Origin of the sequence: uncultured Piscinibacter sp., assembly GCF_937952055.1 — a bacterium.
Classification (GTDB): domain Bacteria; phylum Pseudomonadota; class Gammaproteobacteria; order Burkholderiales; family Burkholderiaceae_C; genus Piscinibacter.
Genome location: NZ_CALFYO010000001.1, coordinates 1 through 16,394, shown reverse-complemented (window position 1 = coordinate 16,394; position 16,394 = coordinate 1). Strand labels below are relative to the sequence as shown.

12 protein-coding genes and 1 tRNA gene are annotated in these 16,394 nt (G+C 65.4%); 1 reads left to right on the top strand and 12 read right to left on the bottom strand.

The features are described from left to right. Nucleotides 1-170: 170 nt before the first annotated feature. The 3 genes from fusA to rpsL all read right to left on the bottom strand — a co-directional run bounded on the left by fusA (nt 171) and on the right by rpsL (nt 3,328). Nucleotides 171-2,273 carry an elongation factor G gene (gene fusA, locus Q0599_RS00065; RefSeq protein WP_298823918.1) on the bottom strand — a complete coding sequence of 701 codons (2,103 nt, stop codon included), beginning with the start codon at nt 2,271-2,273 and terminating at the stop codon, nt 171-173. An 83-nt stretch (nt 2,274-2,356) separates the two neighbouring features. After that, entirely contained in the window at nt 2,357-2,827 is a 471-nt protein-coding gene (gene rpsG / locus Q0599_RS00060; protein ID WP_293433543.1) for a 30S ribosomal protein S7, read from the bottom strand. A gap of 123 nt (nt 2,828-2,950) precedes the next feature. Continuing rightward, on the bottom strand, nt 2,951-3,328 hold the full coding sequence (gene rpsL, locus Q0599_RS00055; RefSeq protein WP_298823914.1) for a 30S ribosomal protein S12: 378 nt from the start codon (nt 3,326-3,328) through the stop codon (nt 2,951-2,953). Nucleotides 3,329-3,531: 203 nt separating this feature from the next. On the opposite strand from rpsL, the gene Q0599_RS00050 reads away from it, so the two are divergent. Next, the gene (locus tag Q0599_RS00050) at nt 3,532-3,966 is read left to right on the top strand and encodes a putative toxin-antitoxin system toxin component, PIN family (RefSeq protein ID WP_298823912.1); all 435 of its coding nucleotides are present in this window, start codon (nt 3,532-3,534) and stop codon (nt 3,964-3,966) included. A 51-nt stretch (nt 3,967-4,017) separates the two neighbouring features. Here Q0599_RS00050 and rpoC read toward each other — a convergent pair whose 3' ends face one another. The 9 genes from rpoC to Q0599_RS00005 all read right to left on the bottom strand — a co-directional run bounded on the left by rpoC (nt 4,018) and on the right by Q0599_RS00005 (nt 16,322). Next, entirely contained in the window at nt 4,018-8,250 is a 4,233-nt protein-coding gene (rpoC, locus tag Q0599_RS00045; protein ID WP_298823909.1) for a DNA-directed RNA polymerase subunit beta', read from the bottom strand. A gap of 18 nt (nt 8,251-8,268) precedes the next feature. Then, entirely contained in the window at nt 8,269-12,393 is a 4,125-nt protein-coding gene (gene rpoB / locus Q0599_RS00040) for a DNA-directed RNA polymerase subunit beta (RefSeq protein WP_298823906.1), read from the bottom strand. Nucleotides 12,394-12,707: 314 nt separating this feature from the next. Further along, nucleotides 12,708-13,085, bottom strand: a complete 378-nt coding sequence (gene rplL, locus Q0599_RS00035; protein ID WP_298823904.1) for a 50S ribosomal protein L7/L12 — start codon at nt 13,083-13,085, stop codon at nt 12,708-12,710. A 49-nt stretch (nt 13,086-13,134) separates the two neighbouring features. Continuing rightward, complete coding sequence (gene rplJ / locus Q0599_RS00030) at nt 13,135-13,650, bottom strand: 50S ribosomal protein L10 (RefSeq protein ID WP_298823901.1); 516 nt, start codon at nt 13,648-13,650, stop codon at nt 13,135-13,137. Nucleotides 13,651-13,854: 204 nt separating this feature from the next. Next, nucleotides 13,855-14,565 carry a 50S ribosomal protein L1 gene (rplA, locus tag Q0599_RS00025; RefSeq protein ID WP_298823899.1) on the bottom strand — a complete coding sequence of 237 codons (711 nt, stop codon included), beginning with the start codon at nt 14,563-14,565 and terminating at the stop codon, nt 13,855-13,857. Between the two features lies 1 nt (nt 14,566). Beyond that, on the bottom strand, nt 14,567-14,998 hold the full coding sequence (gene rplK / locus Q0599_RS00020; protein WP_298823898.1) for a 50S ribosomal protein L11: 432 nt from the start codon (nt 14,996-14,998) through the stop codon (nt 14,567-14,569). Nucleotides 14,999-15,138: 140 nt separating this feature from the next. Continuing rightward, nucleotides 15,139-15,723 carry a transcription termination/antitermination protein NusG gene (nusG, locus tag Q0599_RS00015; protein ID WP_298823894.1) on the bottom strand — a complete coding sequence of 195 codons (585 nt, stop codon included), beginning with the start codon at nt 15,721-15,723 and terminating at the stop codon, nt 15,139-15,141. A gap of 10 nt (nt 15,724-15,733) precedes the next feature. Further along, on the bottom strand, nt 15,734-16,117 hold the full coding sequence (gene secE, locus Q0599_RS00010) for a preprotein translocase subunit SecE (RefSeq protein ID WP_298823891.1): 384 nt from the start codon (nt 16,115-16,117) through the stop codon (nt 15,734-15,736). Between the two features lie 129 nt (nt 16,118-16,246). After that, nucleotides 16,247-16,322, bottom strand: a tRNA-Trp gene (locus Q0599_RS00005). Nucleotides 16,323-16,394 lie beyond the last annotated feature (72 nt).

Sequence of the window (16,394 nt, the reverse complement as noted above, 5' to 3'; positions counted from 1 at the left end):
AATCGTCCCCACGTTCACGTGCGGCTTGGTCCGCTCGAACTTGCCTTTTGCCATTTCAGTACTCCGTGTTCAAAGAGCGTTGTCCAGTGCTCGGTTTTAGGTCTCCGGCGGTCCGCTGTCTCGCCTGCCACTGGCAGCAGGCGGCGATACGCCGAAGACCGGCTTGCCTGTTACTTGGTGCGCGCGGTGATGATCGCGTCCGCGACGTTCTTCGGAGCCTCGCTGTAGTGCTTGAACTCCATCGTGTAGGTGGCGCGGCCTTGCGACATCGAACGCAGCGTCGTCGAATAGCCGAACATCTCCGACAGGGGCACCTCGGCCTTGATGACCTTGCCGCCGCCGGGCATGTCGTCCATGCCCTGCACCATGCCGCGGCGGGACGACAGGTCGCCCATCACCGAGCCGGCGTAGTCCTCCGGCGTCTCGACTTCGACCGCCATCATCGGCTCGAGAATGACCGGGCTGGCCTTGCGGCAGGCCTCCTTGAAGCCCATCGACGCGGCCATCTTGAACGCGTTCTCGTTCGAGTCGACCTCGTGGTACGAGCCGAAGGTCAGCGTGACCTTCACATCGACCACCGGATAGCCGGCCAGCACACCGTTGGGCAGCGTGTCAACCACCCCCTTCTCGACCGCCGGGATGAACTCGCGCGGAACCACGCCGCCCTTGATGGCGTCGACGAACTGGAAGCCCTTGCCCGGCTCCTGCGGCTCGACCGTGAAGACGACGTGACCGTACTGGCCCTTGCCGCCCGACTGGCGCACGAACTTGCCTTCGACGTCGGTCGCGGTCTTGCGGATGGTCTCGCGGTAGGCCACCTGCGGCTTGCCGACGTTGGCCTCCACACCGAACTCGCGCTTCATGCGGTCGACGATGATCTCGAGGTGCAGTTCGCCCATGCCGGAGATGATGGTCTGACCCGACTCCTCGTCGGTGCGCAGCCGGAACGACGGATCCTCGGCCGCCAGGCGGCTCAGGGCAACGCCCATCTTCTCCTGGTCGGCCTTGGTCTTGGGCTCGACGGCCTGCGAAATCACCGGCTCGGGGAAGATCATCTTCTCGAGCGTGATGACGGCTTCCGGATCGCACAGCGTCTCGCCCGTCGTCACGTCCTTCAGGCCCACGCAGGCGGCGATGTCGCCGGCCAGGATCTCCTTGATCTCCTCACGCTGGTTGGCGTGCATCTGCAGGATCCGGCCGATGCGCTCCTTCTTGCCGCGGATGGGGTTGAAGACCGAGTCGCCGGACTTCAGCACGCCCGAGTAGACGCGCACGAAGGTCAGCTGGCCGACGTACGGGTCGGTCATCAGCTTGAACGCCAGCGCGGCGAACTTCTCGTTGTCGTCCGCCTTGCGGACGACTTCCTTCTCGTCCTCGTCGGTGCCCGGCACCGGCGGGATGTCCACCGGCGAAGGCAGGAAGTCGATGACCGCGTCGAGCATGCGCTGCACACCCTTGTTCTTGAAGGCCGTGCCGCACAGCATCGGCTGGATCTCGGTCGCGATCGTGCGCGTGCGCAGACCGAGCTTGATCTCTTCCTCGGTCAGCTCGCCGGTCTCGAGGTACTTGTTCATCAAGTCCTCCGAGGCCTCGGCGGCGGCCTCGATCATGTTCTCGCGCCACTTCTGGCACTCGGCCTCGAGGTCGGCCGGGATGGGGCCGTAATCGAACTTCATGCCCTGGCTGGCCTCATCCCAGACGATGGCCTTCATCTTGAACAGGTCGACCACGCCGACGAAGTTCTCCTCGGCACCGATCGGCACCACGATGGGCACCGGATTGGCCTTGAGGCGCGTCCTCATCTGCTCGTAGACCTTGAAGAAGTTGGCCCCGGTGCGGTCCATCTTGTTGACGAACGCAAGGCGCGGCACCTTGTACTTGTTGGCCTGGCGCCAGACGGTCTCGGACTGCGGCTGCACGCCGCCCACGGCGCAATACACCATGCACGCGCCGTCGAGCACGCGCATCGAGCGCTCCACCTCGATGGTGAAGTCGACGTGCCCCGGCGTGTCGATGATGTTGAAGCGATGCTCCGGGTAGGACAGGTCCATGCCCTTCCAGAAGCAGGTCGTCGCCGCCGACGTGATGGTGATGCCGCGCTCCTGCTCCTGCGCCATCCAGTCCATGGTGGCCGCGCCGTCGTGCACTTCACCAATCTTGTGGTTCACGCCGGTGTAGTAGAGGATGCGCTCGGTCGTCGTCGTCTTGCCGGCATCGATGTGAGCCGAGATGCCGATGTTTCGATAGCGCTCGATCGGGGTCTTGCGGGCCATGGTGTCACTCCAAATACTTGGGCCGCCCACGGGTCAGTAGTAACCCGAAGAGCGGCCGAGAGAATGCTGCGTGCAGGTCGGGGTCAGAAGCGGAAGTGCGAGAAGGCCTTGTTCGCCTCGGCCATGCGGTGCACTTCGTCGCGCTTCTTCATCGCGCCGCCGCGGCCTTCGACGGCCTCCAGCAGCTCGTTGGCCAGACGCTGGGCCATCGACTTCTCGCCACGCTTGCGCGCCGACTCCTTCAACCAGCGCATCGCCAGCGCCACACGGCGCACGGGGCGAACTTCCACGGGAACTTGGTAGTTCGCGCCGCCGACACGGCGGGACTTCACTTCGACCATCGGCTTGATGTTGTTCAGCGCGACGTTGAAGATCTCCAGCGGATCCTTGCCGGACTTCTTCTCGACCTGGTCGAGCGCGCCATAGATGATGCGCTCGGCGACGGCCTTCTTGCCGGACTCCATGATCACGTTCATGAACTTCGAGAGTTCGACCGATCCGAACTTCGGATCGGGCAGGATCTCGCGCTTGGGGACTTCGCGACGACGTGGCATTTGCTTCTTCCTTCTGCTTCAGTTGGCCCGGATTGGCATCCGGACCGCGAGGGGCCAGCGGGCCCCTCACTTACTCTGCCGGTCGGACGGACCGGCGACGACGACCCGAGGGTCGAGGGATTCTTACGACTTCTTCGGCCGCTTGGCGCCGTACTTGGACCGTGATTGCTTGCGATCCTTGACGCCCTGCAGGTCGAGCGAGCCGCGCACGATGTGGTAGCGAACGCCCGGCAGGTCCTTCACGCGACCGCCGCGCACGAGCACGACGCTGTGCTCCTGCAGGTTGTGCCCCTCACCGCCGATGTACGAGATGACCTCGAACCCGTTGGTCAGGCGAACCTTGGCGACCTTGCGCAACGCGGAGTTCGGCTTCTTCGGCGTCGTGGTGTAGACGCGCGTGCAGACGCCGCGGCGCTGCGGGCTGTTCTGCATCGCCGGCGACTTGGACTTCGTGACCTCGACCTGGCGGCCGTGGCGCACGAGTTGGTTGATGGTTGGCATGGCTTGACTTGTTCCCGTGTGAAGTCAGATTCGTTTCATTCCGGGAGAAGCCGAGCGCTCCGATGCGGAGACCAGCCCGAAGCCGCATTGGGGTCACGTCCCCCGCGGTGAGCCGCCCGACAAAGAGCGCAGCAGAATCTGCCGAAAAGCCTGCGATTATATTCGGGCGAACCCGAGCCTGCAAGGCTGCCCCCTGCGCCCGCATGTCACCCCCTCCCACCGCCGCCGCGCTGGTCCTCGACACCAACGTGGTCCTCGATTGGCTGGTCTTTCGCGACGCCTCGACCCAGCAGCTGGAGGCTGCGCTTCGTTCCGGCGTGTGGCGCTGGCACGCCACAACCGCCATGCGCACGGAGCTTGAGCATGTGCTCACTTATCCTGCGCTTGCCGACTGGAATCCTCGGCCGGACGCCGTGCTGGCGGCTTGGGAGGCCTGGGTCCGCCCGGTCCGTTCGGAGTCGCCATCGCGAGGGCACCCGCTGCGCTGCACCGACCCCGACGACCAGATGTTCATCGACCTCGCATTGCAGCTCGGGGGCTGCACGCTGCTCAGCCGCGACCGCGCCGTGCTCAAGCTGGCGCGGCGCGCCCGATCGTTCGGCCTGGACATCCTGACGCCCGAGCGCTGGACGCCATGAAAACGGGGCGGCACGAGGCCGCCCCTTCCGGTCCGCCCGCGAGGGCCTCGATCACTCGGTCGTGTCGCCCGCCGCTGCCGCGGAAGCCGCGTCGACCTGCGCCATCTGCACGGCGGCCAGTTCTTCGGCCTCCTGCATGGCGATGGCGCGGCGCTCGGCATCGTCCATGGCCTCCTTCGTCTTGCGGGCGTCGTGGAAGGCCATGCCGGTGCCCGCCGGGATCAGGCGGCCGACGATGACGTTCTCCTTCAGACCGCGGAGTTCGTCGCGCTTGCCCATGATCGCGGCTTCGGTGAGCACGCGGGTCGTCTCCTGGAACGAGGCCGCCGAGATGAAGCTGTCGGTCGACAGCGACGCCTTGGTGATGCCCAGCAGCACGTCGGCATGGGTGGCCGGGAGCTTGCCCTCGGCCAGCATCTTGTCGTTCGTGTCCAGCAGTTCGGAGCGTTCGACCTGCTCGCCCGAGATATAGGTCGTGTCGCCCGGGTTGACGATCTGCACGCGGCGCAGCATCTGGCGAACGATCACCTCGATGTGCTTGTCGTTGATCTTCACGCCCTGCAGACGGTAGACGTCCTGCACCTCGTCGACGATGTAGCGCGCCAGTTCCTCGATGCCGAGCAGGCGCAGGATGTCCTGCGGGTCCGCCGGGCCGTCGACGATCAGCTCGCCCTTGTTCACCACCTGGCCCTCGTGCACCAGGATGTTCTTCTCCTTCGGCACCAGTTCCTCGTACACCTTGCCATCCGGATCGGTGATCTGCAGGCGCACCTTGCCCTTGGTCTCCTTACCGAACGACACCGTGCCGGTCTGCTCGGCCAGTGTGCCCTTGTCCTTCGGGCTGCGCGCCTCGAAGAGCTCGGCCACGCGCGGCAGGCCGCCGGTGATGTCGCGGGTCTTCTGGCCTTCGACCGGGATGCGCGCAAGCACCTCGCCCGGCGCAAGGTCCTGGCCGTCGCGGATCTGGATCAGCGAGCCGACCTGGAAGCCGATCGTCACCGAGTGGTCGGTACCGGGGATCTTCACCTCGTTGCCGGCCACGTCGAGCAGCTTGACCTGCGGGCGGATCACCTTCGCGGCACCACGACGCTTCGGATCGATCACCACCAGCGTCGACAGGCCGGTGACTTCGTCGACCTGCTTGGCGACGGTGACGCCTTCCTCGACGTTCTCGAACTTCGCCTTGCCGGCGAACTCGGTGATGATCGGGCGGGTCAGCGGATCCCAGTTGGCCAGCACCGTACCCGCCTTGATCTGCTGATCGGCCTTGACCGACAGCAGCGCGCCGTACGGCACCTTGTGGCGCTCGCGCTCGCGGCCATGCTGGTCGGAGATGACGATCTCGCCAGAGCGCGAGATCACCACCAGCTCGCCCTTGCCATTGGTCACGTAGCGCATCGTCGGGTTGAAGCCGACCAGGCCGTCGCTCTTCGCGTCGACGCTGGACGCGACTGCCGCGCGCGATGCCGCACCACCGATGTGGAAGGTGCGCATGGTCAGCTGCGTGCCCGGTTCGCCGATCGACTGCGCGGCGATCACGCCCACCGCCTCGCCGCGGTTGACGATGCCGCCGCGGCCGAGGTCGCGGCCGTAGCACTTGGCGCACAGGCCGAAGCGCGTGCCACAGGTCAGCGCGGTACGCACCTTCACCTCATCGACGCCGGCGGCCTCGAGCCTGTCCAGCGTGTCCTCGTCGAGCATTTCGCCCGCGTTCACCAGCACGTCCTGCGTTTCGGGGTGCAGCACCTCGACGGCGGTGACGCGGCCGAGGATGCGGTCGCGCAACGACTCGATGACCTCGCCGCCCTCGACGAGCGCGCGCATGTTCATGCCGTTCTGCGTGCCGCAGTCGTCCTCGGTGATGACGAGGTCCTGCGTCACGTCGACCAGGCGGCGCGTCAGGTAGCCGGAGTTCGCCGTCTTCAGCGCCGTGTCCGCCAGACCCTTGCGGGCGCCGTGCGTGGAGATGAAGTACTGCAGGACGTTGAGGCCTTCGCGGAAGTTCGCGGTGATCGGCGTCTCGATGATCGAGCCGTCCGGCTTGGCCATCAGACCGCGCATGCCCGCCAGCTGGCGGATCTGCGCCGCCGAGCCGCGCGCACCCGAGTCGGCCATCATGTAGATGGAGTTGAACGACTCCTGGTCGACTTCCTTGCCGTGGCGATCCAGCACCTTCTGCTTGGCGAGCTGGGCCATCATGACCTTGCCCACCTCGTCACCGGTCTTGCCCCAGATGTCGACAACCTTGTTGTAGCGTTCGCCGGCGGTCACCAGGCCCGAGACATACTGCTGCTCGATCTCCTTGACTTCTTTCTCGGCACGCTCGATCAGACCCGGCTTCTCCTTCGGCACCAGCATGTCGTCGATGGCGATCGAGATGCCGGCGCGCGTGGCCAGCCGGAAGCCGCTTTGCAGCAACTTGTCGGCGAACACCACCGTGTCCTTCAGGCCGCACTTGCGGAAGGAGGTGTTGATCAGGCGCGAGATCTCCTTCTTCTTCAGCGCCTTGTTGATGTTGCTGAACGGCAGGCCCTTGGGCAGGATCTCCGACAGCAGGGCACGGCCGACGGTGGTGTCGACGAGCTTGGTCTCCGGCGTGAACTCGCCGGTGTCCTTGTTCTTCACCCACTCGGTCAGGCGCACGCTGATCCTGGCGGTGATCTCGACCTGGCCGTTGTCCAGCGCGCGCTGTACTTCCTGCACGTCCGAGAAGATGATCCCCTCGCCCTTGCCGTTGATGCGCTCGCGGGTGGCGTAGTACAGCCCCAGCACCACGTCCTGGCTCGGCACGATCGACGGTTCGCCGTTGGCCGGGAAGAGCACGTTGTTGGTCGCCAGCATCAGCGTGCGGGCTTCCATCTGCGCCTCGATCGACAGCGGCACGTGCACGGCCATCTGGTCGCCGTCGAAGTCGGCGTTGAACGCCGAGCAGACGAGCGGGTGCAGCTGGATCGCCTTGCCCTCGATGAGCACCGGCTCGAACGCCTGGATGCCCAGGCGGTGCAGCGTCGGCGCGCGGTTCAGCAGGACCGGGTGCTCCTTGATGACTTCCTCGAGGATGTCCCACACCACCGGGGTGCCGGACTCGACTTCCTTCTTCGCCGCCTTGATCGTGGTGGCGATGCCCATCGCCTCCAGGCGCGAGAAGATGAAGGGCTTGAACAGCTCGAGCGCCATCAGCTTGGGCAGGCCGCACTGATGCAGCTTGAGCGTCGGCCCGACCACGATCACCGACCGGCCCGAGTAGTCGACGCGCTTGCCAAGCAGGTTCTGGCGGAAGCGGCCGCTCTTGCCCTTGATCATGTCGGCCAGCGACTTCAGCGCACGCTTGTTCGCGCCGGTCATCGCCTTGCCGCGGCGGCCGTTGTCGAGCAGCGAGTCCACCGCCTCCTGCAGCATGCGCTTCTCGTTGCGCACGATGATCTCCGGCGCCTTCAGCTCCAGCAGCCGCGCGAGGCGGTTGTTGCGGTTGATGACGCGGCGGTAGAGGTCGTTCAGGTCGGACGTGGCGAAGCGGCCGCCGTCCAGCGGCACCAGCGGGCGCAGGTCCGGCGGCAGCACCGGCAGCACCTCCAGCACCATCCAGCTCGGCTTGATGCCCGACTTCTTGAAGGCCTCCATCACCTTCAGGCGCTTGGAGTTCTTCTTGACCTTCAGCTCGCTGCCGGTCATGTCGTTGCGCAGCTTGTCGATCTCGATGTCGAGATCGATCTCCTCGAGCAGCTTCTTGATGCCCTCGGCGCCCATCAGTGCGATGAACTCGTCACCGTACTCGGTGCGCTTCGCGTCGTAGTCGTCCTCGCTCATGATGCTGAACTTCTTCAGCGGGGTCATGCCGGGGTCGACGACCACGTAGGCTTCGAAGTACAGCACGCGTTCGATGTCGCGCAGCGTCATGTCGAGCACGAGGCCCAGACGCGACGGCAGCGACTTCAGGAACCAGATGTGCGCGCACGGCGCGGCCAGGTCGATGTGGCCCATGCGTTCGCGGCGCACCTTGGTCTGGGTCACTTCGACGCCGCACTTCTCGCAGATCACGCCCCGGTGCTTCAGGCGCTTGTACTTGCCGCACAGGCACTCGTAGTCCTTGATCGGCCCGAAGATCTTGGCGCAGAACAGACCGTCGCGCTCTGGCTTGAAGGTGCGGTAGTTGATGGTCTCCGGCTTCTTCACCTCACCGAACGACCAGGACCGGATCTTCTCGGGGGAGGCCAGTCCGATCTTGATGGCATCGAAATGCTCATCAGGAGTGAACTGGCGGAACAGATCAAGCAAACCCTTCATGTTCTGTTTCCTTCCTGCTTAGTTGCGCTCGAGCTCGATGTCGATGCCGAGCGAACGGATTTCCTTGACCAGCACATTGAACGACTCCGGCATGCCGGCCTCGATCGAGTGCTCACCCTTGACGATGCTCTCGTACACCTTGGTGCGGCCGTTCACGTCGTCCGACTTGACGGTCAGCATCTCCTGCAGGATGTAGGACGCGCCGTAGGCTTCCAGTGCCCAGACTTCCATCTCGCCGAAGCGCTGGCCGCCGAACTGCGCCTTGCCGCCCAGCGGCTGCTGCGTCACCAGGCTGTACGGGCCGGTCGAGCGGGCGTGCATCTTGTCGTCCACCAGATGGTGCAGCTTCAGCACGTGCATGTAGCCCACCGTGACGGGGCGCTCGAAGGCCTCGCCGGTGCGTCCGTCGTGCAGCGTGGCCTGGGTGCGCGTCTCGGTCAGGCCCTTGGAGCGCGCAATCTCGTCCGGGTAGGCGAGCTTGAGCATCGCGCGGATCTCGCTCTCGGCGGCGCCGTCGAACACCGGCGTCGCGAACGGCACGCCCTTGCTCAGGTTGCCGGCCATCTCGAGAATTTCGGCGTCGGACAGGTTGTCCAGCCGCTCGGTCTTACCTCCCGACTTGTTGTACAGCTCGTCGAGGAACTTGCGCAGCTCCGCCACCTTGGCCTGCTGCTGCAGCATGTCGCCGATGCGCTGGCCGATGCCCTTGCCGGCCCAGCCGAGGTGAACCTCCAGCACCTGGCCCACGTTCATGCGCGACGGCACGCCCAGCGGGTTCAGCACGATGTCGCACGGCGTGCCGTCGGCCATGTAGGGCATGTCCTCGACCGGAACGATCTTCGAGACGACACCCTTGTTGCCGTGGCGGCCGGCCATCTTGTCGCCGGGCTGCAGGCGGCGCTTGACGGCAAGGTAGACCTTCACCATCTTGAGCACGCCGGCGGGCAACTCGTCGCCCTGCGTCAGCTTCTTGCGCTTCTCCTCGAACGCGAGGTCGAAGCTGTGACGCGTCTGCTCGAGCGAGTTCTTGATCGACTCGAGCTGGCTGGCCACGTCCTCGTCGGCCGGGCGGATGTCGAACCAGTGGTACTTCTCGACCGAGGTGAGGTACGCCTTGTCGATCGTCGTCCCCTTCGCGATCTTCTGCGGACCGCCGTTGGCGACCTTGCCGACCAGCAGCTTCTCAATGCGGTCGAACGCGTCGGCCTCGACGATGCGCAGCTGGTCGTTCAGGTCCAGGCGGTAGCGCTTGAGCTCGTCGTCGATGATCTGCTGGGCGCGCTTGTCGCGCGGGATGCCTTCGCGGGTGAACACCTGCACGTCGATGACCGTGCCGCTGGTGCCCTGGTCGACGCGCAGCGAGGTGTCCTTCACGTCGGACGCCTTCTCGCCGAAGATCGCGCGCAGCAGCTTCTCTTCCGGCGTCAGCGTGGTCTCGCCCTTGGGCGTGACCTTGCCGACCAGGGTGTCGCCGGGGCCGACTTCGGCGCCGACGTACACGATGCCCGACTCGTCCAGGCGGGCGAGCTGCTGTTCGGAGAGGTTCGGGATGTCGCGGGTGATTTCCTCGGCGCCCAGCTTGGTGTCACGCGCCATCACCACCAGCTCCTCGATGTGGATCGAGGTGTAGCGGTCGTCGGCCACGACGCGCTCGCTGATGAGGATCGAGTCCTCGAAGTTGTAGCCGTTCCAGGGCATGAACGCGACCAGCATGTTCTGGCCGAGCGCCAGCTCGCCGATGTCGGTGGAGGCACCGTCGGCGATGATGTCCTCGGCCGAGACCACGTCACCGCGCTTGACGATCGGGCGCTGGTGAATGTTCGTGTTCTGGTTGGAACGCTGGTACTTGATCAGGTTGTAGATGTCGACACCGACCTCGCCGGCCACCGTCTCGTTGTCGTTGACGCGGATGACGATGCGGTTGGTGTCGACGTAGTCCACCACGCCGCCGCGGCGGGCGGCCACGACCGTGCCCGAGTCCTTCGCGGCCACGCGCTCCACGCCCGTGCCCACCAGCGCCTTCTCGGGGCGCAGCGTCGGCACCGCCTGGCGCTGCATGTTCGCGCCCATCAGCGCGCGGTTCGCGTCGTCGTGCTCGAGGAAGGGCACCAGCGAGGCAGCCACCGAGACGATCTGCGTCGGCGCCACGTCCATGTACTGGATGCGCTCCGGCGAGGTCAGGATGGATTCGCCGTTGTCGCGCGCACTGACCAGCTCGTCGACCAGCTTTCCGTCCTTGTCGAGCGAGGCGTTGGCCTGCGCGATGACGTACTTGCCTTCCTCGATCGCCGACAGGTAGTCGATCTGGTTGGTCACCTTGCCGTCCGCCACCCGGCGGTACGGCGTCTCGAGGAAGCCGTACTCGTTGAGCTGCGCGTACAGCGCCAGCGAGTTGATCAGGCCGATGTTCGGGCCTTCCGGCGTCTCGATCGGGCAGACGCGGCCATAGTGCGTGACGTGCACGTCGCGCACCTCGAAGCCGGCGCGCTCGCGCGTCAGGCCACCCGGGCCGAGGGCCGAGACGCGGCGCTTGTGCGTGATCTCGGACAGCGGGTTCGTCTGGTCCATGAACTGCGAGAGCTGGCTCGCCCCGAAGAACTCCTTCAGCGCCGCGGAGATCGGCTTGGAATTGATCAGGTCGTGAGGCATCAGCGCCTCGGTCTCGGCCTGGCCGAGACGCTCCTTGACCGCCTTCTCGATGCGCGCCAGGCCCGACCGGTACTGGTTCTCGGCCAGCTCACCGACGCAGCGCACGCGGCGGTTGCCCAGGTGGTCGATGTCGTCGACCTGGCCCCGGCCGTTGCGCAGCTCGACGAGGATCTTCACCACGTCGAGGATGTCCTCGTTGGACAGCGTCATCGCGCCTTCCGGCGTGTCGCGGCCGACGCGGGCGTTGAACTTCATGCGCCCGACGCGCGACAGGTCGTAGGTGTCGGCCGAGTAGAACAGGCGATGGAACAGCGCCTCGACGGCGTCCTCCGTCGGCGGCTCGCCGGGACGCATCATGCGGTAGATCGCCACGCGGGCGGCGAGCTGGTCGGCGGTCTCGTCGGAGGCCAGCGTCTGGCTGATGTAGGCGCCCTCGTCGAGTTCGTTGGTGTACAGGCAGGGCAGTTCCTTGATGCCCGCCGCGCGCAGCTTTTTCAGCAGCGCCTCGGTCAGCTCTTCGTTGGCCTTGGCGATGATCTCGCCGGTGTCGCCATCGACGACGTTGCGCGCGATCACGCGGCCGAGCAGGAAGTCTTCCGGCACGCTGATGAACTGCGTTTCGCTCTGCTCGAGCGTGCGCACGTGGCGGGCGGTGATGCGCTTGTCCTTTTCGACGACGACGTTGCCGTTCTTGTCGGTGATGTCGAAACGCGCGATCTCGCCGCGGATGCGGTCGGCGACGAACTCCATCTGCGCGCCCGAGTCCATCAGGCGGAAGTTGTCGAAGACGAAGAAGTGGGCGAGGATCTGCTCAGGGTTGAGGCCGATCGCCTTGAGCAGGATGGTCACCGGCATCTTGCGGCGACGGTCGACGCGGAAGTAGAGGATGTCCTTCGGATCGAACTCGAAGTCCAGCCAGGAGCCGCGGTAGGGAATGATGCGTGCCGAGAACAGCAGCTTGCCGCTGGAGTGCGTCTTGCCCTTGTCGTGCTCGAAGAACACGCCGGGCGAGCGATGCAGCTGGCTGACGATGACGCGCTCGGTGCCGTTGATGATGAACGAGCCGTAGTCGGTCATGAGCGGAACTTCGCCCATGTAGACCTCCTGCTCCTTGATCTCCTTGACGGTCTTCGCCTGCGGCGACTCGCGGTCGTAGATGATCATCTGCAACTTGGCGCGCACCGCTGCGGCATAGGTCAAGCCGCGCTGCTGACACTCCCGCGTGTCGAACGCGGGCTTGGCCATGTTGAACTCGATGAACTTCATCTCCACGAACCCGTTGTGCGACACGATCGGGAAGGCGGACAGGAAGGCGGCTTGCAGCCCCTCGGGCTTGCGCTTCTGCGGTGGCACGTCCTTCTGCAGGAAGGCGACGTACGACTCCTTCTGCATGGTCAGCAGATAGGGAACGTTGAGGACACTCTCGCGCTTGCCGAAGCTCTTGCGAATCCGCTTGCGCTCGGTGTAGCTGTAGGGGGTGGTTTGCTGCGCCATAAACACTCCGTCTCAGGAACCCCCACCCGGCCGTGGCAGGTGTTCCGTCGGCGACTGCCTTTCGAACCTTGCGTTCGAAGCTTGGTGGCTGGCCACTACCAACCGCTGGCGGACAACCCCGGCGTTGCACCGGAGCCCGACCAAACCCGTTCTCTGCAGTCGGATCAGAGAACTTTTCGAGATCACTTGGGAGGGCCCCGATTGTCGGGCGAGACCCTTCCAGGTGCTCTCCAGGGGTCTTGCGGAACAAGACCCCGGAAGCGCACGAGGCTGGGACCGCTGTTCGGCACCCAGCCCCGCAGAGCGAACTCGAATTACTTCAGTTCGACCTTGGCGCCGGCTTCTTCCAGCTTCTTCTTGGCGGCTTCGGCGTCGGCCTTGGCGATGCCTTCCTTGACGGGCTTCGGCGCGCCGTCGACCAGGTCCTTGGCCTCCTTGAGACCCAGGCCGGTGATCTCGCGCACGGCCTTGATGACCGAGACCTTGTTCGCGCCGGCTTCGAGCAGCACGACGTTGAATTCGGTCTTCTCTTCCACCGCAGCGGCGGCGGCACCACCACCGCCGGCGGCCGGGGCGGCCATCGAAGCGGCAGACACGCCGAACTTCTCTTCGATCGCCTTGACCAGGTCGTTGAGTTCCATCACCGACATGCTGTCGAGGGCGGTCAGGAATGCGTCTTTGTCGAATGCCATGTTTGGCTCCTAGATGTCTGTTGGATTCGGTTCAGTGGATAGATTGTCTTCAGGCGGCGGGCGCTTCGGCGGCGGCAGGGGCACCACGCTTCTCGGCCAGCGCGGCCACCACGGCAGCCATGCGCTGCACCGGCGACTTCAGCAGGCCGGCAATCTGGCTGAGCAGGACTTCCTTGCTCGGCACGGACGCCAGCGCCTTGACGCCGTCGGCGTCCAGGGGCTTGCCGGCATAGGCACCTGCCTTGACGATCAGCTTGTCGTTGCCCTTGGCAAAGTCTGCGATGACTTTGGCCGCGGCGACAGCGTCTTCGGAAAAGCCGTAGATCAGCGGACCGACCATGGCACCTTGGGCGACCTCGAACGGCGTGCCGGCGACGGCGCGACGAGCCAGGGTGTTCTTCAGCACGTGAAGGTACACGCCCTTTTCGCGCGCCTGCCGGCGCAATGCGTTCAGGTGTTCCACGGTGAGGCCACGGTATTCGGCCAGCGCGAGCGTCTGCGAACGGGCCACTTGCGCGGCGACGTCCGTGACAACGGCTGCCTTTTCGTTGCGGTTGAGACTCAAGGTCTGCTCCTCACTAACACGTGCGGTTCGGCCTGACGACCTCCCCGCACACCGGGTTTCAGCGACCTACCGACTCCGGAACCGAAATTCCATCCCGGCGGGACCGCCATCTGCGCTGGCCATTAAGCGGAAGGGGCCTTCCGCACCAGCGGTCTTCGATGGCCTGCACGTCCCTTGCGGGGCGCGCAGCCCACCAAACTCTCTTTACTGCGGCACCGCCGCGGCGTTGATCGTCGCCACGTCGACGCGGGCGCCCACGCCCATGGTCGACGACACGGCGACCTTGCGCAGGTAAATGCCCTTGCTCGATGCCGGCTTCGCCTTGTTCAAAGCTTCGACCAGCGCGCGCAGGTTGCCGGCCAGCTTCTCGGCCTCGAACGAGCGGCGGCCGATCGTGGCGTGCACGATGCCGGCCTTGTCCACGCGGAACTGCACCTGGCCGGCCTTGGCGTTCTTCACCGCGGTGGCCACGTCCGGCGTGACCGTGCCGACCTTCGGGTTCGGCATCAAGCCGCGGGGGCCGAGGATCTGGCCCAAGGTACCGACGATGCGCATCGTGTCCGGCGAGGCGATCACGATGTCGAAGTTGATGTTGCCGGCCTTGATTTCGTTGGCCAGGTCGTCCATGCCGACCACGTCGGCACCGGCGGCCTTGGCCTCCTCGGCCTTGGCGCCCTGCGCGAACACCGCGACACGCTTGGTCTTGCCGGTGCCGTTGGGCATCACGACGGCGCCGCGCACCACCTGGTCGGACTTCTTCGCGTCGATGCCGAGTTGCACGGCCACGTCGATCGACTCGTCGAACTTGGCGGTCGCGCACTCCTTGACGATTGCGAGCGCGTTGTCCAGGGGGTACAGCTTGTTGCTGTCCACCTTGCCTGCCAGAGCCTTCTGGCGCTTGGTCAGCTTGGCCATGTCAGACACCCTCCACGGTGACGCCCATCGAGCGGGCGGAGCCGGCGATCGTGCGGACCGCGGCTTCCAGGTCGGCAGCCGTCAGGTCCTTCATCTTGGTCTTGGCGATCTCCTCGACCTGGGCGCGCGTCAGCTTGGCGACCTTTTCGACGTGCGGCTTGGCCGAGCCCTTGTCGAGCTTGGCAGCTTTCTTGATCAGCACGGTGGCCGGCGGCGTCTTCAGGACGAAGGTGAACGACTTGTCCGCGAACGCGGTGATCACCACCGGCAGCACGAGGCCCGGCTCCATGCTCTGGGTCTGCGCGTTGAACGCCTTGCAGAACTCCATGATGTTCAGTCCGCGCTGACCCAGCGCCGGACCGATCGGGGGGGACGGGTTCGCTTTGCCCGCCGGAATCTGCAGCTTGATGAAGCCGACGATTTTCTTGGCCATGTTTCTCTCCAGTTCGGGTGCCGGCGGCCAGGCCGATCCCCGTTGAGTGCAAACGCGCAGGGCTGGTTACCTGCGCTCCTCGTACCGGTGTCTCGTCACCGGCAGCAACGGGCGCGGAAGAGAGTCCGCGCCAGCTCGAATCAGACCTTTTCGACCTGCGAGAAGTCGAGCTCGACCGGCGTGGCGCGGCCGAAAATGGTGACCGACACGCGCACCTTGGACTTGTCGTAGTTGACGTCCTCGATCGCGCCGTTGAAGTCGGTGAACGGGCCTTCCTTGACGCGCACCAGTTCGCCGACCGACCACTCGACCTTGGGGCGCGGCTTCTCGACGCCTTCCTGCATCTGGTGGACGATCTTCAGCACCTCGGCCTCCGAGATCGGCGCCGGGCGGTTCTTCGCACCACCGACGAATCCGGTGACCTTGCTGGTGTGCTTGACGAGGTGCCAGGTGTCGTCGGCCATTTCCATCTCGACCAGCACGTAGCCCGGGAAGAAGCGGCGCTCGGTGACCGACTTCTTGCCGCCCTTGAGCTCGACCACCTCTTCGGTCGGCACCAGGATGCGGCCGAACTTGTCCTGCATGCCGGAGCGCTCGATGCGCTCGCGCAGGTTGCGCTCCACCGCCTTCTCCATGCCCGAGTAGGCATGCACGACGTACCAGCGCTTGTTGCTCGCGGGCGCGACGGTTTCCGGGGTCACGGTCTGGGATGCTTGGTCGGTCATCGCTCGTTCCTCAACGCTTCCAGCCCAGGATCAGGTCGTACAGCGCCCATTCGAGCGTCTTGTCGGTCAGCCACAGGAACAGCGCCATCACGAAGACGAAGGCGAAAACGTAGCCGGTCATCTGCATGGCTTCCTTCCGGGTGGGCCAGACGACCTTGCGTGTCTCCTTGACCGAGTCCTGTCCGTAGGCGACCAGTTGCTTGCCCGCTTCTGCGGTCAGGAACACGCCGACGGCGGCGGCCAGCAGCACCAGCAGCGCGACGATGCGCAGCCACAGGTCCTGCTTGCCCAGCGCGTAGAAGGCCGCCACCGCGCCGATGACCAGCACGCCGGCCACGGCCAGCTTGGCCTTGTCCGCGCCGGTGGAGACAGTTTCGACTTCAGGATTCGCCATGTTCTTTCGCTTTGCGGCCGACACGCCCTCGAAAAGCAGCGCCGCCTTTGAGCAGCAAAGCCCGCAGGGACTTTTCGTCTCCTCGCGGGCTGCTGCGGCCAGCCAGTTCGGCCCCTCAGGGCCCCGATCTGGCAGGGGCAGAGGGTCTCGAACCCCCAACCTCCGGTTTTGGAGACCGGCGCTCTGCCAATTGAGCTATGCCCCTGCGGCCGTACCCCTTACTCCATGATCTTCGCGACGACGCCGGCGCCGACGGTGCGGCCGCCTTCGCGGATGG